A 23,529-nucleotide genomic window follows, 5' to 3' on the forward strand; every position below is an offset into this window, starting at 1 on the left:
AAGCCCCGGGACATTGTTGGATAAGTGCACATTGTCAACGGGCGCCTGTCACGATCGGTACCAAATTTGACATCGAGGTTAATCTTTGGCTTTGATGTCGGATGGCGCGCGGCCCATATCGTGATAATGATTGGCACCGCACTGGCGCTTATGCCGACCTACGCCTGGTTTATATATCGGTGGTGCCATTGGCGACGATTACACAAGCCCCGGCTCGAGGATGGATATGTGCACATTGCCAACGGGCGCGCCGGCTACACCGAGTGACAAGATTAACATCGTCCCGGCGCTTATGCCGACCTACACCTGATTTGTATACTAATGCGCCTGTTTATCAAACGTCTGTATAGACGATGGCGCGTTACCCCAACAAGATCTGCAAATCATGAGTCGCTTGGTCGAGATCACCAATGTGCTCGCGTACCCAATCAGGGTTGTAATAGGTGTCTAGGTAGCGCTCGCCGCTGTCACACAGCAAGGTGACGATAGAGCCTTTCTCGCCGTTGGCGCGCATTTCATCCGCCAGCATCAAGACGCCGTACAGGTTGGTACCCGTGGACGCACCGGCTTTGCGGCCAAGCTGGCTTTCTAGCCAGTGAATGGTAGCGATACTGTGAGTGTCCGGTACTGTGGTCATTCTATCAATCACGCCGGGAATAAAGCTGGGCTCGACACGTGGCCGTCCAATCCCTTCAATCCGACTGCTCTCATTCGTCGTTAAGTTTTTATCGCCGGTGAGGAAGTAATCGTGAAATACCGAGTGCTCAGCATCGGCCACCATCAGTTGAGTGGGTTGGCAGCGATAGCGAATGTAGCGGCCAATGGTCGCCGAGGTACCGCCGGTGCCTGGGCTCATCACAATCCAGCGAGGGATCGGAAAGCGCTCGTACTGCATTTGCTCAAAAATACGGTTGGCAATGTTGTTATTGCTCCGCCAGTCCGTCGCTCGCTCGGCATAGGTAAACTGGTCCATGTAATGGCCATTAAGCGCTTTAGCAAGGCGGCGAGACTCGGCATAGATCTGGTCTGACCGCTCGACAAAGTGCGCTTCACCGCCATAAAAACGGATTTGCTCAATCTTCTTACACGCAGTGTTTTTGGGCACCACAGCAATAAACCGTAAGCCAAGTAGGCGAGCAAAATACGCTTCGGAAATGGCAGTACTGCCTGATGAGCTTTCAATGATGGTGGTGTGTTCATCAATCCAACCATTACATAAGCCGTACAAAAACAAAGAGCGCGCCAAGCGGTGCTTTAGGCTACCGGTTGGGTGGGTGCTTTCGTCTTTCAGGTAGATATCGATCTCCGCGAAGCTAGGGAGGTCGAGCTTGATTAAATGGGTATCTGCAGAGCGTTTAAAGTCCGCTTCAATGAGGCGAATCGCGTTACCGACCCAAGTATGGCAAGGATGTGGGGTTGTCATCATGCGTCTCCGAATACGTGATTAGTACCAGTTTACGCAAAGCGCAGGATAAAAACCTTGCTATTTTTACTCTATAATGACACTAAAATAGAAAATAAAACTCATATAAAACGATTAAAGAGAATATATTTTTATGGTTGTCACATTAGATGAGATAGATCGCACTTTACTCGCGGCGCTGCAGGAAGATGCCAACTGGTCTGTGTCCGCGCTGGCCGAACGGGTGAATTTAACCACGACTCCCTGTTGGAAGCGGCTGAAACGGCTGGAATCACAAGGCGTGATCCGTGGTCGGGTGGCATTGCTTGACCCCGAAACCGTTGGCCTCGCGTTTACCGCCTTCGTCCACATCAAAACTAATGATCACAGTGAGCAGTGGTACAAAACCTTTACGGAGGTGGTGACTGAGTTTCCTGAAGTGATGGAATTCTATCGCATGGCAGGTGAGTATGATTACATGATGAAGGTGCAGGTGGCTGATATGACTCGATTTGATCATTTTTATAAAAAGCTGGTCAATTCTGTGCCAAGTCTGAATAATGTGACATCAACGTTCGCAATGGAAGCACTTAAATACACCACCGCCCTACCGATCGGATAGGTCAGATAAATAATAAAAGGCGGGGAGAATAAGGAGCCCTCATGAAGGTGTTTTGGCAGTTAGGCTGGTTTTTTAAACGTGAATGGCGTCGCTATGTCGGCGCCATGATTATTTTGGTATTTGTCTCTGTCTTCGAGCTGATCCCACCGATGGCCGTGGGCCATGTGGTCGACGGCGTGGTTGCGGGGGATATTTCTACGCAAACACTGTTATGGCTATTAGCGGGCATGCTGGCTATCTGGGGGGTGGTGTATCTGCTGCGCATTGTTTGGCGAGTGTGGCTTTTCGGTGCGGCGGCGGAGCTTGGCTCTGTGCTGCGTAATCGGCTTTATGATCACTTTACTCGCCAATCTCCGCATTTTTTCCGTCGCTATCCGAGTGGCGATATCATGGCGCGCTCCACTAATGATGTGAAAGCGGTGGTGATGACCGCCGGAGAGGGAGTCCTGACCGCGGGTGATTCCATTATCACAGGTGCGGCGGTATTGATTGTGATGGTCAGCCAAATCAGTTGGCAACTGACGATTTTAGCGCTGTTGCCGATGCCGATGATGGCCTTTTTAGTCAATCGGTTTGGGCGCCGTTTACATCATACCTTCACCGAGTCACAAGCGGCGTTTTCTGAGCTGTCAGAGGTGAGTCAGTCCTCACTGTCTGCGGTTAGAATGGTACGTGCCTTTGGTCTAGAGCAGCACCAAATGAATCAGTTCGACCAGGTTGCGGATCGTACTGGGGAGAAAAACCTCGCCGTAGCGCGGGTCGATGCGCTGTTTTCGCCGGTGATTCAAGGCACCATTGGCGCGTCGTTTTTCTTTACCGTTTCCGGTGGTGGCTATTTGGTTGCTAACGGTGAGATTTCGTTAGGCGATCTGACGGCGTTTACCTTGTACCAAGGTTTGATGATTTGGCCGATGCTCGCGATCGCCTGGCTGTTCAATATTATCGAACGGGGCCGAGCGGCGTGGACCCGTATTGATGCGCTGATGCAAGAGCAGCCAGACATTGTTGGTGGTGACACACCGCTGCCTGACACCATGCAGCCGTTGACGCTGGCCATTGAGCAGTTTAAGTGGCAACCGGATGACAGTTTTGCCCTCAAAGATATCCATGTGATCCTCCCGCCTGGGGCAATGCTGGGGATTGCGGGCCCGGTTGGCAGTGGCAAATCCACCTTGTTACAACTTCTATTGCATCTGACTACGTTGGAAAAAGGCGATATTCGTTATGGTGATGTATCGATTGCGAACGCTGATTTGTCGTCGTGGCGACAACGTTTTGCGGTGGTGACGCAAACACCGTTTTTGTTCTCGCGCTCGATTGCGGAAAACATCGCCCTCGGTCGTCCCGACGCAACTCAAACGGAGATTGAACACGCGGCCCATTTGGCTTGTATTGACGAGGATATTCGTCAGTTGCCGCAGGGCTATCAAACGGCTGTTGGAGAAAAGGGGATTACTCTGTCCGGTGGGCAAAAGCAGCGGATTTCGATTGCTCGCGCATTATTGGTGGGTGCCGAGTGTTTGATTTTGGATGATGCCTTGTCGGCGGTTGATGGTGACACTGAGCATCGGATTTTGCAGAATCTACAACAACATCAACAAACGCGTACCACGATCGTGATTGCTCACCGCTTATCGGCCTTGGAAAGCGCCGACGAAATCGTGGTGCTTAGTCATGGCCAAATACGCGAGCGCGGTCAGCATCGTCAATTGATTCAACAGCCAGGATGGTATCAAGAAATGCATCAATATCAGCAGCTGGAAGCTGCACTGGATGCCGATGAGGAGCCGCGCAATGACTAAGCGAGAGATTTTATATCGGCTATTAAGCTATATGCGTCGCGATCGTCGCCAGTTTGTGATTGCCGCCATTTTCTTATTGGTAGCCGCGGTGGCGGAAGTGACCGGCCCTTATTTGGTGCAAATCTTTCTTGATAGCTATGTTGCCAAAGACCATTATCCGGCGATGATCATGTGGGCGCTTGCGGTGGGGTACATTGTATCCACCATTGTTTCGGCCGGCTTCCAGTATCAGTACGAGTTACGCTTTAACACCATGGCGGTGGCGATTATTCAGCGGATTCGAAAAACCGTGTTTGCCAACGTTATCAAACAGCCGTTATCCGCGTTTGACTATGTGCCGATGGGGCGGATTGTCTCGCGCTTAACCAATGATACCGAATCCTTGAAAGAGCTGTATGTGTCGGTGCTTTCGACTTTTTTACGCAACATCGCCTTGATTAGCGTGATGCTGGTGGCGATGCTGCTGCTCAGTATTGAACTGACGCTAGTCGTGCTGGTGTTATTGCCCTGTGTCATCTTGGTAATGGTACGGTATCAAAAACGCTCAGCGCCCGCCTATCGCCGAGCGCGAGACCGACTTGCTGATATCAACGGGGTGATGAACGAGTCGGTACAGGGCATGAATCTTATCCAATTGATGCAGCAAGAGCAGGCGTTTTCTTCCCGCTTTCAAACGATGACCGCGGATCACTTGGATGCCATGGTCACGATTCAGCGTCTCAATGGTATTTATTTGCGTCCCTTGATTGATTTGCTCTCCGGAGCCGCCTTGCTGTCCTTAGTGGCAATTTTCGGCGTCAGTGGAATGGAAGTGATTGGCGTCGGGGTGCTCTATGCTTTTTTGAGTTACCTGGGTCGAATCACTGAGCCGCTGATTGAGATGATGCAACAATTATCACTGTTGCAGCAGGCGATTTCAGCGGGAGAGAGATTGTTTGAGATGATGGATACGCCGCCTGAGCAATATGGTCATGACAGTACACCAATTCCTGACGGTGCCATTGCACTGCGTGATATATCCTTCTCTTATGATGGCGAAACGCCGGTATTGTCAGAGGTGAATGTCAATGTACCTGCTGGCGGCTTTCTGGCGTTGGTCGGTCATACGGGGAGCGGTAAATCAACCTTAGCGTCATTACTCATGGGGTTTTATCGCCCAGGAGAAGGCACGTTAACGCTGGGTGGTTTGCCGATTGAAACCTTAAGCCATCAAAGTTTGCGCGAGGGCGTGGCGATGGTGCAACAAGATCCGCACATGTTAACCGGCAGCTTAAAAGAAAACATCGCGCTGGGACAGACACTGGACGATGCTGTGATTTGGCATGCATTAGAGCAAGTAGCATTGGCAGAGTACGTGAAAGGCTTACCTGCTGGTTTAGAGACTCCATTGGGCGAGGGGGGAATGACGTTCTCAGCTGGGCAACGTCAGCTATTGGCTCTAGCGCGGGTGTTAGTCCGTCAGCCTAAAATATTGATCCTTGATGAAGCCACCGCCAATATCGATTCCGGTACCGAAGAGCTTGTTCAGCAAGCATTAAATAGGTTACGTCAGCAGATGACAGTGGTAGTGATTGCGCACCGTTTATCGACTATTGCCGAGGCCGATAACATCTTGGTCTTGCATCGCGCCGCGTGATTGAGCAAGGGCGTCATCAAAGCCTGCTACGCCAGCAAGGGCGTTACTGGCAGATGTACCAGCTTCAGCAAGCCAGCGCTCACTTGGCGGCGCTTGAGGAAGAAGCGCAGGCTTAGTCGTGTCATAGGTAAGAAAATTAAAAAGGGGCTCAGGCCCCTTGTTTGCAGCGAATAGCGTCGCTGAGCGCTAGGGGAGCTTACGCATTAACCCTTCTTGAGTAGCAGAAGCCACTAGGTCACCTTGTTGGTTAAAAAGCTCTCCGCGAACAAACCCACGTGCACCACTGGCCGAGGGGCTTTCAATTGCAAACAGCAACCACTCATCCATTCTAAACGGACGGTGAAACCACATGGAGTGATCAATGGTGGCCACTTTCATGCCTGGGGTCAGTAATGTTACCCCGTGAGGTTGTAGAGCAGTGACTAAAAACCCCCAATCCGCCGCGTAGCCCAGCAAGTATTGGTGGACATGGTAGTCATCGCCGACTTCACCGATAGCACGGATCCAGAGATATTGCTTCGCTGGGGCCGTCTCTGGCTTCAGTGGATTGATCACAGTCGCAGGGCGAACTTCTATTGGTTTATCACTGCCAAACGCTTTGACAACATTGGCGGGCAGTTTATGGGCAATATCTGCGACCAGTGATTGCTCCGAGCGCAAAGTTTCCGGAGCGGGTACGTCTGTCGGCATTGAGTTTTGATGCTCGAAACTTTCCTCTTCCTCTTGATACGATGCGGTAAGATAGAAAATCGGTTTGCCGTACTGTACGGCTTTTATTCGTCGAGTACTGAAACTTTTTCCATCTCTGAGTATCTCAACATCATAGATGATCGGTTGTTCCGGGTCGCCTGGACGCAGGAAGTAGCTGTGAAATGAGTGCAAAAAGCGATCGGCTTCGATGGATGTTTTCGCGGCAGAGAGCGCTTGACCAATCACTTGCCCGCCATACACTTGTGGCAGTCCAAGATTCTCACTTTGGCCGCGATATAGGCCGGTGTCTAATCGCTCAAGCTGCAGCAGTTGTAAGAGTTCTGTCAGTGGTTGGCTCATAAGTCCTTGATTCATGCTATGCTTCCATTGTTATTGTTCAAGCTATCATAACCTTAGCGTTTTTGCCGCATTCAAACGCGTTTCGGTGAGGATTCTTTAATGAAGAAACTAACGTTTCTGTTGTTCGCCTTATTTACTGCTCTAGTGTTTACCGCTTGCTCTGGTAATAGCCAACCCAATGATTTAGCGAATATTTCTGGTACTTTGGTCTATCGTGAGCGCCTTGCTTTACCCGAGACTGCCAGTGTCACTGTGCGTTTGGTAGAAATAAAAAAAATGGACTCGCCGGGTAAAGTGATTAGCCGACAGTCTTTTGTGACTGAAGGTCAGCAAGTGCCCCTCCACTTCGCGCTAAATTACGATCCAAGCCAAATTTCTGCTTCTCATGATTATGTGATCACCGCGCAAATTGATGTCAGTGAACGCCCGTTATTTATCACCAATACGGTTAATAAAGTGATCACGGATACGAATCACACCTATGATCCAACCATTACGCTGGTACGATCCGACAACTAGTCGCTACACTGGGAATCATGACCACAGCACAAGGAGTGTGCATGCGGATTTCCTCATTAGTTTGGCCCGCGATCGTGCTAGCGATTGCTATTGCTGCGAGTATCAGTGCCGGCGATGCCTTACATGGGTTAGCGATCATGGCGCCTACGTTGTTTTTCTTCTACCCAGACAAATTGGCGAGTTGGTTATTGCTGTTGGGAATGGCGGCCTTGGCCCTTTCTTTACCGCAGTTACCTGCTTTGCTTGCGGCAAGTACTTTGCTGATCTTGCCAGCGTTATCTTTATGGTTTAATCCTGACCGACATCCCCATGTTAAGTGGTTACTTGGGGCTGTGATGCTCGCTATTTTCGCAGGGATAATGGCTTTGCAGTCGGAAGCAAAATTAGGCGGGGCTCCCTGGTTTTTGGCTCTTCAACTTGCGGCGTTATGCGGGTTATGGCTATCGATGCAATATTGGCCGGGCTACCAACCACCTCGCCGTGGCGCTTGGCTAGTGCTTCCCATTCTGGCCGCGGCGGTTGGGTGGCCATCCGCGCTGTGGAGCGTGGCAGTGGTTGCGATGATTGGGCTGTTACAGTGGGTGGCGCTTACACCGCGTTTAGCCGCTTCACGTCACCTTGCGATGCACATTTTGCCGTGCGTGCCGTTTTTAGTTATTGCTTGGCGTGTTCCCTATCAATTAACGATGTCGTTACTGGTGGCGTGGGCCACTATGCTGGCGGCTATCTGGGTAGGTGAGTATTTACTCTTGGAAGACTCAGACGATAATTAAGTGATAATTGCTCATAAGATCAACAGTTAATCGGTAAGAAAACGAATCCTCCTTGCATTGCATCCAGCCTTGCCACATAATGCCCCGCAGTTAAGCAAGCTTAACGACATATCGATGGAGGCCTCCTTGGTTCTCCCGCAACACTATCTTGTGTACTGGGTCAGGTCCGGAAGGAAGCAGCCCGCGCTTGGGACGTGTGTGCCGGGATGTAGCTGGGGAGGTCTCCGCCCTTTCTGCTCCCCCCTAAAATCAAATGCTTCCCGAACAATACACCATCATTTTCCTGTGAATTCCACCGCCTATTTACACAACAAACTGATATGTGCACAACCAACTGATTTTTTGGGATGATATGAGAGTCTGTCTTCTATTATCGTCTGTTGACACCTGGGTGACACAGCCTGGCATGACTCGACTATGATCATTAAATATACAGGCAGCAGTGGGCCCAATGGAGGCGTGACGTGGTGATAAGGCGAATGTGGGTGGCATGGATAGCTATCTTGGTGAGTAGCCAAGTGATGGCGAGCGATCTACAAACGCAGCTTAAGGGGTTTTACGATGAAGCGTGGCAAGCAGGGACCCTGATGGTCGCTCAGCCGGCTTTAAACGCTTATCCTCAAGCGCTTTTAGTGAGCCAGGCACAATATCCAGATTTTGAACATTTTGATTGGCAAGATCTGAGCGCTCTCTACCAGGTCGTTCAAACCTGCCAACCTAATCCGCGCATTGTGGTACCAAGGCTGTTAGTTGCTCAGCGCTTCGAGCTTGCGCTTTGTCGAGAACAGCCTTTACCGGTTGAATGGTTTGAAAAAAATCCGCTGCTTCATCCTGCTGGGGGGAGTTACGCCGAGCGTTATTTAAGCCATTACGCAATAAAGACACCACCGCCTGAACTGGTAGAGCGTGTGACTCTCGCCAATAAAAATCACCCTTTGCATGACGCACTGGCCGCGCTTAGTCAGTCAGGGCGTGATGCCTTGCTTAACGGTTACCGTGCCTATTTGGATGGAGACCGTCTGTGGTTAAATGGGGAAGAAGGGTGGAAAGCGTTACCTCGTACACAATGGATGTCGATCGCCGATAATTATCGTTTGAGCCTATCGACCCACTCAACGGGCTGTGACTACCGATATGGTAATATTTGTAATCAGTTACATCCCGCTTATCGAGGCGTCATGATTGCTATTTTGGTGGCTATTTTTGGGGCGCTAGTGCTGGGGTTAGCGCGCAGTGTTTATGATAGGTACCAACAGCGGCGCGAGCGCCAGTTTATCCTCCAGTTACTCACCCATGAACTGCGAACACCCATTGCCAGTTTGGGTCTGACGGTTGAGATGTTGCGCAATCAATTCGATAAGCTGGATGACTGTACGCAAGATGTGTTGTGGCGTTTATTGGCCGACCATCAACGGCTCAACCAACTGACGGAAACCAGCAAGGGATATTTAAGTACCGATAAAAGCGAGCAGTTTAAAACCCAAACAGCCTCGTTATCCGAGTGGTTAGATAACGTGTGTGACTGCTATGACATTGACTACACGTTAAACCAAGACAAGACATTAACATTGCCTTTCTACTGGCTCTCTATTTGTTTGAAAAATCTGATACAAAATGCGCACCAACACGGTGGCAATAAAGTTTGGATCCGAGTACATGTCGGCAAGCGAATTCGAGTGTGTGTCTATGATGATGGCGCTTTTCCTTCATGGTGGCAACGCGTTTGGCGCCGCTGTAAAGCACCAAAGTCTGAGCACAATATGGGGATTGGATTATTTTTAGTCGCGCGGTTAATGCGGCAAATGGGGGGTAAACTTTTGATTAGACGTCATCCTACTTGCTGCATGTTGGAGTTACCCCAATGAGCCATTTGCTATTGATTGAAGATGACACCTTGTTGGGTGAGGGCCTACGTCAATTTTTTGAGAGCTACGGTTTCCAATGTACTTGGTTAGTTGATAGCCACAAGGTAGAGAAGCACTGGTATCACGCCGATCTCGTTATCTTAGACCGGCAACTGACCGACGGTGATAGCTTGATTCAGCTTCCTCACTGGCTTTCCTTAAAAGCGCTCCCTGTTATTGTACTGACCGCGAAAATTGAAGTAGAACAACGAGTTGAAGGGCTCATGGCAGGAGCAAAAGACTATGTGGTTAAACCTTTTTCACATCAAGAGTTGCTCGCGCGAATTTATGCCCAGCTTCGACCTTTGGGCGAGAGCCAGCTTTTGTATGGACCGATCAAGGTTGAGCCGGGATCGCGGAATGTTTATTGGCAGAATGAATCCGTGATGTTGAAACCGAAAGAATTTGACCTGTTATTATTGTTAATACAAAACCCAGGGCGAGTTTTTCATCGTGAAGAATTACTCAACAAGATTTGGGGTTATCAAGCGTTTCCCACCACTCGTACTGTGGATAATCATGTGTTGCGGTTACGACAAAAATTGCCCGATTTAGCAATAGAGACGCATCGTGGAGTGGGCTATCGATTGGTGATGCTATGACACGATGGGGACGCTTGCTGGTTCTCGGATTCGCGATGCTAAGCGTAAAAGTAAACGCTGAGCAAGCCTGGTTTGGTGATACGCCCATGCAACAGACCTACCAGGCATTAGCCGCCGACCGACCTACTGTTGCTTGGCAGGAGCTTATTTTTGCACTATCGCAAGAACAGATTGCTACCCAGCATTGGGCCGCGCTCAAACATGCGATCATCAATCAAACAGATTGTGGTCAACGCCTGACTGAGCCGAATGGAAAGGATATTCCACAAGGGCTTACCATTTCTTTTGTGCGACGCGCAGGAGCATCAAGCCTAGGTTATGAAATCAAACTATCGGCTGAGCATGTATCGCGTGCAACTTTGGTTACGCTCACTGATCCCAATGGTCAGACGGTGATCAGTGAAATATTAGGCGCTCAAACTGGATTTCAAGAAATTGAATCAGGACAACTTTTTACCCAAGTGGATCCAGGTGTTTACGAACTGCGTTTAGGTGGGCAGCACTACAGCTTGGTCGTTTACGGATTACCGCGGCGCCCTTGGGTGAAACTAATCGGCCATCCTGATCAACAATTAACGGTGGATTTGCCCAACACGCCAACCAGTTGCGCGCCGGCAGCCGCTTATTGGCTATGGCTAGATGATGCGTACCGATGGATCGAGCAAACGCCAATTTATGTGACAAGTAGCGCGGAAAACACACCGAGCCCGGTGAAGGTCTCGCTTCCCGTTAAACGTCCCGCTAAATCGGAACACTTGAGCGCGATCGTGACGCATTTTGAGTACCAAGGCGCTATCAAAGTGAATTACGTCGAACGGCTAGCTTTGCCTTTACCAGAAACACCTTACACCGCTGAATCAGTTAACGCCAGGCGAGTTAAATGACGCTAGGCGAGCGATCTATCAAACGTGTTTAAAGGCGAGAGACATAAAAAAATAGCCCGACAAAGCGGGCTATTTTTACGTTATCGAACAGGTGATTAGTTCAAGTATGCGTTGAACATCCAGAGTAGTTTTTCTTGTTCGCGGATGTAATCGCTCATTAGTGCTGATGTGCCTTCGTCGTCAGCTTCACCAGCGAGGCTCATAATGTCACGTTGTAGGCTAATTAATACACTAAACCCATCAACAATGGCGCGTAGACCGGCTTGACCGTTCGCCTCTGGTGCATGCTCTTTGATTTCACTGATTTTCAAATATTCACTGAAGCGGTGTTCAGCGGTACCACCAATAGTAAGAATGCGCTCGGCTACTTCATCGATCTTAGTTTGTAGATCGGTATAGATCTCTTCGAATTTTACGTGTAGCTCAAAGAAGTCGCCGCCTTTGATGTTCCAGTGAAAACCACGCACATTGGTGTACAGCACTTGGTAGTTTGCTAATAGCGTATCTAGGCGAGCTGCTAAATCTGCAGCTTTGGTGCTGTCCAATCCGATCAATGCTGATTGTTTACTCATCTAATGCCTCCTTAGTGGCAAAATCAATGTGTTAAATCGTCGCGCTATCGCGAAAATTGAACACTGGAAACTGTGTTGTTTCGATTGATGAAAATAGAATAACGTCCCGAATTAAAAAAGGAAAATGGAGTTAACCTATATACCTGATAGGTTAAGCCTATGATGTGATCGATGTATCGTCATGAACAATAAAATGCTCAGGAAGACGCTCGAGACCTGCGATTAACGCTTGTAGGCAGCGCGCGTCGATTGCCGTGCCAGTTTCTTCTTTCATGATGGATAAGGCTTTGTTCATTGGGATAGGGCCACGATAGGGACGCTCAGCAGTGATAGCATCAAAAATATCTGCGGTGGTAATAATGCGAGTGAGCAGGGAAATGTCATCGCCCTGCATGCCGTCTGGATACCCTGAGCCATCGAGCTTTTCATGATGGGCGCTAGCGAACTTGGCGAGGTGATCGAATTGGTGGATTTTCGATAAGATGGTTTTACTCAGTGCAGCATGGCGTTTAACGTGCTCCCATTCCTCGTCATCCAGTTTTCCCGGCTTATCGAGCACATTATTGCTTACGCCGAGTTTGCCAATATCGTGCAGTAACGCGCCACGCTTTAGCCATTTTTTATCATGTTCACTGATGTTTAACTCGTCAGCAATTAAGCTAGCGTATACGGAGACACGTTCACTGTGACCCGAGGTGAAAGGGCTTTTGGCATCAACAATACGCCCAAAGGCAGCTGCAATGTCATCCATATAATCATCATCGACCCAAATGCATGTGTTGGCAGGCGTCATCGACAGGACTTCTTCTTTTAATGTGGGGCTATCCAGTTGCTGCCAAAATTGCGGTTCGTGAGCCAGCTGTAAAAAGGTATCGACGAGGTCGGGGTCAAACCAAGTGCCGCGACGGTTTTTCAGCTCGCGGAGTGCGGCGTCGACACCGGACTCGGTTCGGAAGACATCAATGACTTGCGTCATCAATGCGATGCGCGAAAACAAGGGGATCTGATCGGCCTTTAACTGATCAGGACGCCCACCACCATCATAGTGTTCATCCAGCGCGTAGATGGCTTCAGCAACGCTTTCACTAAAACGTAAATCGCGTGCGACATCGGCACCACGGGTACATCGCGTTTCGATCAGCTCTTGCGCATACATGTCGCCATGACGAATGATATCGAGTGTGGTCGAGAGCTTCTGCATAAACCCACGCTTTACGCCGGTATTTTTTAGTACGAAATTCAGTACGCTGGATAAGCTACCGTCCACTACCTTGTAGCTTTGTTTAAATGCTAAATCATTGGTGAGGTACAGTTCGCAGATCCGTGCCGCATTGCTGCTGCAGCCCGCATCTTTTAGCAGCAACGTATAGAAAAGATCATGACGTTGTTGATCATCGAGCGCTAAGGCGTCAGCGAGTTTCATTCCTAACCACGTGCAGCGCATACAATGTTCGGGTGGCTGTCCTTCAGTCATATCGAGCGCCGTACTCAAGGCTAGGATTAGCTCTGACAACTTTAACGAAGTCACGTCATTTATATGGGGTTGCATCTTATTTTCTCATCCACTTTATTGGTCCATTACGCGTTGGTGGTGAAGGTCTACTTTTAATGTGTGAGACCGCGAACGGTTGCCGACACTTCTTCTGCACCTGCGTGAATATCACTCATCACGTTATCGGCTGCGGTGACTTTTTCTTGCCCCATGGTTGATTGTTCAGTGACTCTTTCCATTGCCTCACTCACCCCTTTGATCAGTTGTAGGTTTTCATCGACGACATCGGCAATTTCTGTGGTGGACTTGCTGGTGCGTTGTGATAAACCTCGAACTTCGTCGGCAACAACCGCGAATCCACGGCCTTGATCACCCGCGCGCGCTGCTTCTATCGCTGCATTGAGTGCGAGCAAGTTAGTTTGTTCGGCGATTTGTTTGATCGTGGTGACGATGTTTTCAATGCTCTGTGCATGCTCACTGAGCTGATTTACCTGATTAGCGGCTTCGACAGCTTGGTCGGTGACGTTTTGCGATAGCTGAACGGCTTCTTGTAGTAAGGCGCTACCGTTTTCACTATGCTTGAGTGTTTGTTCTGATGATGCTTGAGCAAGCTCTGCCGCCTGATTAACGGCTTGATTTTTCTTCACTGTATCAGTGATTGCAGTCGCGAACTTGATCACGCGATAGACTTTACCATTGACATCAAAAACGGGGTTATACGTTGCTTCGAGCCAAACTTCATTACCATGTTTATCACGACGCAAGTATTGGCCAGACGTGAATTGGCCGCTGGCTAGTGATGCCCAGAAGTTTGGGTTATCTTCATAAAACGCGTGATCACAAAATATCTCATGATGCTGGCCTGCAATTTCTCGTGCTTGGTAGCCCACCGCGGCCAGGAAATTATCATTTGCACGAACAATTGTGCCGTCAGGTTCAAATTCAATCACCGCCAATGAACGATCGATAGCAGCCAGAATAGATTGTTGTCGTAAGCTCTCTTTGTGCTGTTTAGTGACATCCGCTGCCAATTTTCGAACGCTGACTACTTTGCCGCTGGTATCTTTGATCGGTACATAAGTCGCTTCCATCCAAATTTCTTGTCCATGCTGATGGCGGCGACGAAATATGCCTTTCTGTGGTTTACCTTGCGCGAGTGATTGCCAAAATTGTTGGTAACTTGGGTCATTAACGGTTTCTTCGAAACAAACCGCGCGGTGATGCTGGCCGATAACCTCATCACGACCGTAACCAATAATACTTAGGAGTTTATCGTTTACACTAGTAATGGTGCCGTCAGGCGAGAAGGTAATAGTCGCAATATGTGTATTGATGGCATCGAGCTCAGCTTGGAGTGCGGCTTTTTCCGTTTGGCAGGTATCCAATTCTCGCTGTGTCTTTTTGAACATGACAGCAAACTTCCTTCTGTTCATTGGTTAGGTATGAGCGTATTCAACTTGTTGTGCAAAAAGTTTACGCACATGTGCTTATTATAGAGTGCAACGTTTGTTGCGTTTGATCTTTTCTCTCATGTCATCATGGAATCTAGCGTAGCCTGTGATTTTTGCTGTTTTGAGTCATGTTTAGAAACACAATAATTATGTGTATCTATGCGTCGCCGTGCTTCCTTTTCCCTGCGTTCTTACGTATTCTTTGTGATTAAGATCATGTTCACATATCAGCCTATGTAACATTTTCATAAAGCATCCTTACAGTTTGTAACTAAAGCCCTTTTCTATTTTCAATAATTTCTGAAAATTCCAAATTTTCATTGATCTCACGCAAAGAAACTCCGTATTATCCCTCAGACGCATTGTGAGGGAGATCAAAATGGAGTTGTCACAAGAATTACGCAACGTCGTGATGCACTTTGGTGAGATGGGAAGCCGTTGGGGCTTTAATCGCTCAGTCGGTGAAATGCTAGCGCTGATTGTGCTAAGCGAACATCCTTTAAGCGCTGACGACATTGTGTCTGCACTCAACATTTCTCGCGGCAACGTCAGTATGGCAACCAAAGAGTTGCAAGGCTGGAATTTAATCCGTTCACAGCGTACCCCCGGAGATAGAAAGGATTACTTCGTGCCCAATGGCACTATCTGGGAGTTGGCGCAGCAGGTGCTTGCTGAAAGGAAAAAGCGAGAAGTCGACCCCACCTTATCGATGTTGCGTTCACATTTTATGCGAAGCGAAGACGACGCAGACAGTCACGCGGTGACGCAGTTACATGAGATCCACGATCTTTTGGAGCTGTTCAACCATTGGTTTGATGATGTGCAGCAAATGAAACCTGAACATCTGAAAAATTTGATGAAGCTGGGTAGCAGTGTCGGTCGGCTTCTTGAGCTGTCGGGCAAGTTGTTTCACAGCAAGTCCAACGAAGAATCGGGTAAGTAACGTCCTGAGGGTAATGTCATGTTAGATACATTAATGTTGTCGCGAATGCAGTTTGCGGCCAACATCAGCTTCCATATTCTTTTTCCCACCATCACGATTGCACTCGGATGGATGCTGGTGTTTTTCAAATTCAGACACAATCGCACGGGTGAGCAAATTTGGCTCGACACCTATTATTTCTGGGTCAAAGTGTTTGCGCTGACCTTTGCGCTTGGGGTGGTCTCTGGTATCACCATGAGTTTTCAGTTTGGCACCAATTGGCCGGGCTTCATGGAAAAAGTGGGCAACATTGCGGGTCCTTTATTGGGCTATGAGGTGATGACGGCGTTTTTCATGGAAGCGACCTTCCTCGGTGTGATGTTATTCGGTAAAAACCGGGTGCCTAACTGGGTGCATACGCTGGCAACTTTGCTGGTGGCGATTGGTACCACGATTTCTGCTTTTTGGATCCTGGTACTCAATAGCTGGATGCACACACCAACCGGCTTTGAGATCATTGAAGGGGTGGTCCACCCAACCAGCTGGTTCGAGGTTATTTTTAACCCATCAATGCCGTATCGCTTAAGCCATATGCTATTAGCGTCAGGGCTGACCGCGTCTTTCTTAATTGCCGGTATTTCCGCCTATCAGAAATTGAAATCACCCACGTCCGGTGTATCAGACAAGCCACTGAAAGTGGGGATTACGGCGGCCGCTATTTTGATCCCACTGCAAATCTTTATCGGCGACATGCACGGGTTAAACACCCTAGAACATCAACCGCAGAAAATTGCGGCGATGGAAGGGGTCTGGGAGACCGAGCAAGGCGCGCCATTACTGCTTTTTGCGGTACCTAACGAACAAACACGTTCAAACGACTATGAAATCGGTATTCCGAATCTGGCCAGTTTGATTCTGACTCACAAACTCGATGGTGAAATCAAAGGCTTGGAAAGCTTTGAGTATCATCCACCGGTGAAACCACTCTTCTTTGGTTTTCGAATCATGGTAGGCGTAGGTGTGCTCATGTTGCTGGTGAGCTGGTACACCGCGTACCGTGTATGGCGAAACCAGCCAATGCCTAAGTGGCATCTGATGGGGCTTGTGGCGATGACCTTCTCAGGCTGGGTCGCTACCTTATCGGGATGGTATGTCACTGAGATTGGTCGTCAGCCTTGGCTTGTTCAAGGTGTATTGAAGACGGCGGATGCGGTGACGACAGTCGCCAGTTCTAATGTAGGGATTTCATTAACCATCTATCTCACCCTCTATGCCGTGTTGATGGTGGCCTATATTCGAACCCTGTTCTTCTTGGCGAAAAAACGTTTGCCAGAGTATCAATCTGACGACGCAAACACCGCGCAGTCAACTAAAGAGGTGAACGTATGACCATCACACCACATTTACCTGAAATCTATCTATTGCTCTTTGGGTTTACGGTATTTATGTATGCCGTATTAGATGGCTACGATCTCGGGGTTGGCATGTTGCTCCCGAGCTGTAACCAAGCACAGCGCGATCGCATGATTGCATCGATTGGCCCTTTTTGGGATGCCAACGAAACGTGGTTAGTGTTGGCGGTTGGTATTTTGTTGATTGCATTCCCAACCGCACATAGCTTGATTTTGACTGAGCTATACTTGCCGACCTCAGTGATGTTAGCGGGATTAATCTTGCGCGGGGTCTCCTTCGATTTCCGTGCCAAGGTGCGGCCTGAACGCAAAGATCTCTGGGATCGTTGCTTTAAAGCCGGCTCTTTTATTGCAGCGATGACCCAAGGCTACATGATAGGCCGTTATGTGTTGGCATTTGATGAAAGCATCGGGGCGTACTTGTTTGCCTTATTAAGTGGCCTTTGTGTGACCGCAGCTTACATCTATATCGGCGGAACCTGGCTGGTGATGAAGACTGAAGGCGATTTACAAAAGCGAGCGGCTAAATGGTCGCGTCGTGGTGGTTGGTTAGCCGCGCTAGGCGTCTTAGCCATTAGCATTGTGAACCCACTGGTAAGTGAAACGGTTGCCGCGCGTTGGTTTGGCTTCCCTGAGATCTTGCTGCTCGCCCCCGTTCCATTAGTGTGTCTGGCGATTATGGTGCTGGTCGACCGATATTTACGCCATGTACCGGTTGAAAATGACGTGGGATACCAATTCCCATTCATTGGCGCGATATTCTTGTTCGCATTAAGCTTTTTTGGCTTGGCCTATAGTTTCTTTCCGGACATCGTCCCAGGAGTAATGACAGCACAAGAGGCAGCGAGTGCACCAGGTACCTTATTGATTGTGGGTTATGGTGCCATGTTTGTGTTGCCGATGATCTTCTTGTACACCGTGTTTGTCTATCGTGTGTTCTCCGGTAAAGCAACGGATCTTAACTACGAGTAATCTCTCTCACCGTTAGCCGTTTAACTGTTTTATGAGCGCCCAGTCCATCTTGTGATGGCCTGGGCGCTTTTTTATCCCTACATATTTGTCATTAACGCAAAAAAAGATAGTCACCCTAAACATTGGCTGCGTTAAATATTACATCTCGCTGGATTAGCCCTCCTTTCTATCAAGCAAAGACTTGATTTTTTCTGAGACCATTACGTTAGAGCTTGGTGCTCGATTCCATTTTTGTCTTATTTTATCTGATGATCGGCGATATGAGCGGATTTTCGTTATTTTTTTACGCTTTTTAGCGTTTTTGATGATGATGTCGCTGGTAATGAGTCAGGCTAAATCATAGCGCTTCTCTTGTTTATGACCCTTAATAATCGCTTGTGATAGTTGTATTTGCGGTCATTTATTGAGCGATTTGGTGATAAATACTGCTATCAGTACAAACAATTAGGTGACAAAAGAGTGAAGTTAAAATTGACTTAAATCATTGTTTTTGCTTTATCTAGCTGTTTTTTCGTGGGGTGGGGTGTAGCGAATTGGTTAAAAATAATGTTTGAGATCTAATGATTAGCGTGTAAGATTATCTTTAACTAATCGTTCAATTAAAAAAACGAATGGAGACGTAATGCCTAAGGTAGGGATGCCGGAAGTACGGAAACCGCAGCTGGTTAAGGCCACGATGACGGTCATCGGTCGAGTAGGGCTGCATGCAGCCACGATTTCTTTGATCAGTAAGGAAGCCGGCGTATCAACAGGCATTATTAACCACTATTTTGGTGGTAAGCATGGCTTGCTAGAAGAAACCATGCGCGTGGTTCTACGTGAGCTATCGGCAACGGTGATTAGCGCATTGCGCGAAACCCCACGCCACCACCATCAGGCGCGCATCAACGCGATCATTAACGCCAACTTTGAAGGGTTTCAGGCCAAATCTGATGTGGTTAAAACGTGGTTAGCGTTCTGGTCGTATGCCATGCATGACGATGAATTATACCGTTTACAACGCGTGAACGAAAAGCGCCTACTGTCGCATTTGCGCATTGAGCTACGTGCATTATTGCCGCTTGATCAGGCGGTGATGGTCGCTCAGGGGATTGCGGCGTTGATCGATGGTATTTGGTTGCGCGGTGCATTGAACCCTAAAGGTATTGATGCCAACAACGCTCGGACCATCATCAATGATTATTTGGATAAGCAATTGACCTTTTATGGTCGTCCTCAGAGCTAAGGCCGCAAACGCCTGACATATACACTCGAACACAAAAGAATTCAGGATTAATTATGGACGCGAAAACGCTATTTATTAATGGGCAACTGACCGCTGCAACCAGTGGTGAGCACTTTGCAACCGTCAACCCGGCCACGGGTGAAACGCTTGCACAAATTGATCAAGCTTCGGCAGACGATGTACAAGCGGCTGTCGATGCTGCCAAACAAGGCTTTGCAGTTTGGTCGCGTATGACAGCGATGGAGCGTAGCCGTATTCTACTAAAAGCCGTTGCCCTGTTACGTGAGCGTAATGATGAATTAGCGAAGCTCGAAGTACTCGACACCGGTAAGCCGATGCAAGAAGCGGTCGAGGTTGACGTGGTCACCGGTGCGGATGCGATTGAGTATTTCGCCAATCTTGTCCCGTCCATGCAGGGCGAGCAACAACCGCTTTCTGAAAACCAATTCTTCTATACCCGTCGTGAGCCACTTGGCGTGTGTGCAGGCATTGGTGCATGGAACTATCCGATCCAGATTGCGATGTGGAAGTCAGCACCAGCATTGGCAGCGGGAAACGCTATGGTGTTTAAACCGTCCGAAGAAACACCGCTAACCGCCTTAAAACTGGCAGAAATTTTTGCCGAAGCAGGGATGCCAGCCGGTGTGTTTAATGTGGTTCAAGGTGACTACCGTGTGGGCCAAATGCTGACTGCACACCCTGAGATTGCCAAAGTCTCGTTCACGGGTGAAGTCGGAACCGGTAAAACGGTCATGGGTGACGCGGCTAAAACACTCAAGTCGGTCACTATGGAGCTAGGCGGTAAATCACCTTGTATCGTGTTTGATGATGCAGACCTTGATAATGCGGTATCGGCAGCTATGGTCGCGAACTTCTATACCCAAGGCGAAGTGTGTACACACGGCACCCGTGTATTTGTTCACGACAGCATTTACGACGCCTTCGTTGAGCAACTGAAAGCGCGTACAGAAAAGCTCGTTATCGGTGACCCAACCGATATGAACACCCAGGTCGGTGCGCTGATCTCGACTGAACACCTTAATAAAGTGATGACGGCGATTGAAACGGCAAAAGCAAGCGGTGCAACCTTGCTGACCGGTGGCTACCGCGTCACTGAGAACGGGCTTGATAAGGGTAACTTTGTCGCGCCAACCATCTTTACAGACTGTGATGACAACATGGCGCACGTGCGTGAAGAGATCTTTGGCCCCGTGATGTCGGTATTGCGTTTTTCTGATGAGGAAGAAGTCGTTGCCCGTGCCAACAATACCCATTATGGCTTAGCGGCAGGTATCTTTACGCAGAATCTATCGCGTGCTCACCGCATTATTCATCAGCTTGAAGCCGGTATTTGCTGGGTCAACACCTGGGGTGACTCACCCGCAGAAATGCCAGTTGGTGGCTACAAACACTCAGGTGTCGGTCGTGAGAATGGTGTCGAAACCCTCACACATTATACCCAAACCAAGAGTGTCCTGATTGAGCTTGGCGACTTCGCCAGCCCTTACGCCTAATTTCTAACGGAGCGACCAATATGTCACAACGCTACGATTATATTATCGTCGGCGCGGGTTCGGCCGGCTGCGCATTGGCCGATCGGCTGACCGAATCTGGCCAACATCAAGTGCTACTGCTTGAAGCGGGCGGTACCGATAAGAGTATTTTTATCCAAATGCCGACGGCTTTGTCGATTCCTATGAACACCAAGCGCTATGCCTGGCAGTTCGAAACATTGCCAGAGCCAGGCCTTGATGGACGTGAACTTCATTGTCCCCGCGGTAAAGTGCTCGGTGGCAGCTCATCGATTAATGGCATGGTGTATGTCCGTGGTCACGCTTGTGACTATGAAGAGTGGGTTGAGCACGGTGCCAATGGCTGGGATTACGCTAGCTGCTTGCCGTACTTTAAGCGTGCTGAAAGTTGGTCAGGCGGGGCAGATACCTACCGTGGTGGTAACGGTCCTGTCGGCACTTGCAACGGTAACGACATGAAATTAAACCCATTGTATCAGGCTTTTATTGATGCAGGGGTGGAAGCTGGGTATCCAGAAACCAAAGATTACAACGGTTATCAGCAAGAAGGCTTTGGCCCAATGCACATGACCGTCGATAAAGGTGTGCGTGCCTCAACATCAAACGCCTATCTGCGCCGTGCCTTGAAGCGTAGCAACCTCACCTTGAAAAAAGGCGTGGTGACGCGCCGTATCTTGCTAGAAGGCAAGCGTGCTGTCGGTGTGGAATTTGAAAAAGGCGGCAACATTGAGCATGTGATGGCGGATAAAGAAGTGATCTCCAGTGCCGGCTCTGTTGGGTCGCCTCAGCTTTTACAGCTATCCGGTATTGGTGCGCGTGACGTGCTCGAAAGTGCAGGTGTTGATGTTCAGCACGAGCTGCCGGGCGTCGGTGAAAATTTGCAAGACCACCTCGAGGTGTATTTTCAATTCCATTGTAAGCAACCCATCACGCTGAACAGCAAACTGGGCCTTATTAGCAAAGGCATGATTGGTACCGAGTGGATCCTGACCCGTAAAGGCTTGGGTGCCACCAACCATTTTGAATCTTGCGCCTTTATTCGCTCACGCGAAGGACTGAAGTGGCCAAACGTGCAGTATCACTTTTTGCCTGCTGCTATGCGTTATGACGGTAAAGCGGCATTTGATGGCCATGGCTTCCAGGTGCATGTTGGCCCTAATAAACCAGAAAGTCGCGGCCATGTTCGGATTCAGTCTGCCGATCCGCATGCTAAGCCGGCAATTTTATTTAATTACATTACGACTGAGCAAGACCGCCAAGATTGGCGCGACACCATTCGTTTAACCCGCGAAATTATGGATCAAAACGCGATGAACGCATTCCGTGGTGATGAGATCCAGCCGGGTAAGGATGTTCAGTCGGATGAAGCGATCGATCGTTGGGTGAAAGAGAATGTGGAAAGTGCTTATCACCCATCGTGTACTTGCAAAATGGGAGCCGAAGACGACGCAATGGCGGTGCTCGATGAGCAATGCCGTGTGCGTGGAATTCAAGGGTTGCGCGTGGTGGACTCCTCTGTCTTCCCGACGATTCCTAATGGCAACCTGAATGCCCCAACCATCATGGTAGCGGAGCGCGCCGCTGACATGATCCTTGAGAAGCCACTCTTACCTGCCGAGCAGGTGCCAGTATGGATTGCGGCTGAGTGGCAAGACAAGCAACGCAATCAAAACGCGCAGAGTGACGATGCCACCCAAGGGTGAGCACACACTAGAAACTAATTAGTAAGCATTACAAGGAAACTAATATGTCAATGAATAAACGTAACACCACCAAAACGCTAATGACTGCCGTTGGCCTGAGCTCAATGATGGCGTTCGGCGCTGCAGCGAATCAGTGTGAAACCGTGCGTTTCTCGGATATCGGTTGGACAGACGTCACTTCAACGACGGCTATCACCACGGAAGTGCTTAAAGGCATGGGTTACACCACAGAGACAGATTTACTGTCACTGCCTGTGACCTTCTCATCACTGGCGTCGGGCGACATCGACGTATTCCTCGGTAACTGGATGCCAACACAGACAGGCGATATTAAGAAGTACATTGATAACGGCACTGTCGATAGCGTTCGCGCTAACCTAACGGGGGCAAAATACACCTTAGCTGTGCCTAAATATGTGTACGATGCCGGTGTGACTAGTGTTGCAGATATCGCGGAATATGCTGACAAATTTGATTCACGCATTTATGGCATTGAACCCGGTAACGATGGCAACACGCAAATTCAAAAAATGATCGACACCAACGACTTTGATCTGGGTGATTTCCGCCTAATCGAGTCCAGTGAAGCGGGCATGATTTCGCAAGTCTCACGTGCCGTTCGTCGTGACAAATGGGTTGCCTTCCTCGGCTGGGCCCCGCACCCAATGAACAGCAATTTTGATATGAAATATCTATCTGGTGCCGATGAGTACTTCGGCCCGAACTATGGTGGTGCCACGGTTCATACCAACGTACGTAGCGGCTATGTCGAGCAGTGCGCAAACGTGGGTCAAATGCTCGAGAATCTTGAGTTTAGTCTCAAGATGGAAAACGAAATGATGGGCAAAATCCTCAACGACGGTGAGAAGCCACAAATGGCTGCACGTGAATGGCTACGCAACAACCCAAGTGTGTTGAACAAGTGGCTAGACGGTGTCACCACAGTTGATGGTAAAGACGCTGTTGAAGCGGTCACTGAATACCTAAAAAAGACTGAAGCGTAACTATAAAAGTGTAGAAGGAGAGGGCGGTGTTAACGCCGCCCCTAAGGTTT

The 23,529-nt window shown here is 49.0% G+C and carries 20 protein-coding genes and 1 other RNA gene; 16 read left to right on the plus strand and 5 right to left on the minus strand.

Annotation, left to right across the window (positions count from 1 at the left end; genetic code table 11):
- Positions 1–361: 361 nt before the first annotated feature.
- The gene (locus tag HLG76_RS02465) at positions 362–1,426 is read right to left on the minus strand and encodes a PLP-dependent cysteine synthase family protein (protein ID WP_175993008.1); all 1,065 of its coding nucleotides are present in this window, start codon (positions 1,424–1,426) and stop codon (positions 362–364) included.
- A 130-nt stretch (positions 1,427–1,556) separates the two neighbouring features.
- On the opposite strand from HLG76_RS02465, the gene HLG76_RS02470 reads away from it, so the two are divergent.
- The 3 genes from HLG76_RS02470 to HLG76_RS02480 are packed head-to-tail and all read left to right on the plus strand — an operon-like array spanning position 1,557 to position 5,462.
- The gene (locus HLG76_RS02470) at positions 1,557–2,024 is read left to right on the plus strand and encodes an Lrp/AsnC family transcriptional regulator (protein ID WP_021023823.1); all 468 of its coding nucleotides are present in this window, start codon (positions 1,557–1,559) and stop codon (positions 2,022–2,024) included.
- Positions 2,025–2,065: 41 nt separating this feature from the next.
- Positions 2,066–3,826 (plus strand): ABC transporter transmembrane domain-containing protein, encoded by a 1,761-nt coding sequence (locus HLG76_RS02475; RefSeq protein WP_175993009.1) that lies wholly within the window; start codon positions 2,066–2,068, stop codon positions 3,824–3,826.
- Positions 3,819–5,462, plus strand: coding sequence for an ABC transporter transmembrane domain-containing protein (locus HLG76_RS02480; RefSeq protein WP_368656334.1), 1,644 nt, complete (start codon positions 3,819–3,821; stop codon positions 5,460–5,462). The genes HLG76_RS02475 and HLG76_RS02480 overlap by 8 nt, the downstream gene beginning before the upstream one ends.
- A gap of 186 nt (positions 5,463–5,648) precedes the next feature.
- Here HLG76_RS02480 and tesB read toward each other — a convergent pair whose 3' ends face one another.
- Positions 5,649–6,512 carry an acyl-CoA thioesterase II gene (tesB, locus tag HLG76_RS02485; protein ID WP_175993050.1) on the minus strand — a complete coding sequence of 288 codons (864 nt, stop codon included), beginning with the start codon at positions 6,510–6,512 and terminating at the stop codon, positions 5,649–5,651.
- 99 nt (positions 6,513–6,611) lie between these two features.
- Between tesB and HLG76_RS02490 the strand changes: the two genes are divergently transcribed.
- The 6 genes from HLG76_RS02490 (at position 6,612) to HLG76_RS02515 (ending at position 11,194) form a co-directional block, all read left to right on the plus strand.
- Positions 6,612–7,031 (plus strand): YbaY family lipoprotein, encoded by a 420-nt coding sequence (locus tag HLG76_RS02490; RefSeq protein WP_021023827.1) that lies wholly within the window; start codon positions 6,612–6,614, stop codon positions 7,029–7,031.
- A 41-nt stretch (positions 7,032–7,072) separates the two neighbouring features.
- Entirely contained in the window at positions 7,073–7,804 is a 732-nt protein-coding gene (locus HLG76_RS02495; RefSeq protein ID WP_077460128.1) for a hypothetical protein, read from the plus strand.
- Positions 7,805–7,928: 124 nt separating this feature from the next.
- An RNA gene (ffs, locus tag HLG76_RS02500) (signal recognition particle sRNA small type) lies at positions 7,929–8,025 on the plus strand.
- A gap of 264 nt (positions 8,026–8,289) precedes the next feature.
- Positions 8,290–9,669 carry a DUF3404 domain-containing protein gene (locus HLG76_RS02505; protein ID WP_236719486.1) on the plus strand — a complete coding sequence of 460 codons (1,380 nt, stop codon included), beginning with the start codon at positions 8,290–8,292 and terminating at the stop codon, positions 9,667–9,669.
- Positions 9,666–10,310 (plus strand): response regulator transcription factor, encoded by a 645-nt coding sequence (locus HLG76_RS02510; RefSeq protein WP_077460130.1) that lies wholly within the window; start codon positions 9,666–9,668, stop codon positions 10,308–10,310. The genes HLG76_RS02505 and HLG76_RS02510 overlap by 4 nt, the downstream gene beginning before the upstream one ends.
- Positions 10,307–11,194, plus strand: coding sequence for a DUF2861 family protein (locus HLG76_RS02515; RefSeq protein WP_021023830.1), 888 nt, complete (start codon positions 10,307–10,309; stop codon positions 11,192–11,194). The genes HLG76_RS02510 and HLG76_RS02515 overlap by 4 nt, the downstream gene beginning before the upstream one ends.
- A gap of 95 nt (positions 11,195–11,289) precedes the next feature.
- Here the strand turns inward: HLG76_RS02515 and HLG76_RS02520 are convergent, their stop codons facing one another.
- From HLG76_RS02520 to HLG76_RS15090, 3 genes are all read right to left on the minus strand, one after another.
- Entirely contained in the window at positions 11,290–11,766 is a 477-nt protein-coding gene (locus HLG76_RS02520) for a Dps family protein (RefSeq protein ID WP_021023831.1), read from the minus strand.
- A 157-nt stretch (positions 11,767–11,923) separates the two neighbouring features.
- The gene (locus HLG76_RS02525; protein ID WP_077676830.1) at positions 11,924–13,315 is read right to left on the minus strand and encodes an HD-GYP domain-containing protein; all 1,392 of its coding nucleotides are present in this window, start codon (positions 13,313–13,315) and stop codon (positions 11,924–11,926) included.
- A 56-nt stretch (positions 13,316–13,371) separates the two neighbouring features.
- A complete protein-coding gene (locus tag HLG76_RS15090; RefSeq protein WP_077668866.1) occupies positions 13,372–14,667 on the minus strand; it encodes a PAS domain-containing methyl-accepting chemotaxis protein in 1,296 nt (431 codons plus the stop codon).
- Between the two features lie 421 nt (positions 14,668–15,088).
- Between HLG76_RS15090 and HLG76_RS02535 the strand changes: the two genes are divergently transcribed.
- From HLG76_RS02535 to HLG76_RS02565, 7 genes are all read left to right on the plus strand, one after another.
- Positions 15,089–15,652 (plus strand): GbsR/MarR family transcriptional regulator, encoded by a 564-nt coding sequence (locus tag HLG76_RS02535; RefSeq protein WP_021022513.1) that lies wholly within the window; start codon positions 15,089–15,091, stop codon positions 15,650–15,652.
- 18 nt (positions 15,653–15,670) lie between these two features.
- On the plus strand, positions 15,671–17,020 hold the full coding sequence (locus tag HLG76_RS02540) for a cytochrome ubiquinol oxidase subunit I (protein WP_021022512.1): 1,350 nt from the start codon (positions 15,671–15,673) through the stop codon (positions 17,018–17,020).
- Between the two features lie 2 nt (positions 17,021–17,022).
- On the plus strand, positions 17,023–18,015 hold the full coding sequence (gene cydB / locus HLG76_RS02545) for a cytochrome d ubiquinol oxidase subunit II (RefSeq protein ID WP_101494530.1): 993 nt from the start codon (positions 17,023–17,025) through the stop codon (positions 18,013–18,015).
- A gap of 622 nt (positions 18,016–18,637) precedes the next feature.
- Positions 18,638–19,240 carry a transcriptional regulator BetI gene (gene betI / locus HLG76_RS02550; RefSeq protein ID WP_021022510.1) on the plus strand — a complete coding sequence of 201 codons (603 nt, stop codon included), beginning with the start codon at positions 18,638–18,640 and terminating at the stop codon, positions 19,238–19,240.
- Positions 19,241–19,293: 53 nt separating this feature from the next.
- On the plus strand, positions 19,294–20,754 hold the full coding sequence (betB, locus tag HLG76_RS02555) for a betaine-aldehyde dehydrogenase (RefSeq protein ID WP_021022509.1): 1,461 nt from the start codon (positions 19,294–19,296) through the stop codon (positions 20,752–20,754).
- 20 nt (positions 20,755–20,774) lie between these two features.
- Positions 20,775–22,475, plus strand: a complete 1,701-nt coding sequence (gene betA / locus HLG76_RS02560) for a choline dehydrogenase (RefSeq protein WP_077660936.1) — start codon at positions 20,775–20,777, stop codon at positions 22,473–22,475.
- A 44-nt stretch (positions 22,476–22,519) separates the two neighbouring features.
- Positions 22,520–23,479, plus strand: a complete 960-nt coding sequence (locus tag HLG76_RS02565; RefSeq protein WP_241824037.1) for a choline ABC transporter substrate-binding protein — start codon at positions 22,520–22,522, stop codon at positions 23,477–23,479.
- Positions 23,480–23,529: the final 50 nt, after the last annotated feature.

Source organism: Salinivibrio sp. EAGSL (assembly GCF_013366455.1).
Lineage (GTDB): Bacteria > Pseudomonadota > Gammaproteobacteria > Enterobacterales > Vibrionaceae > Salinivibrio > Salinivibrio costicola.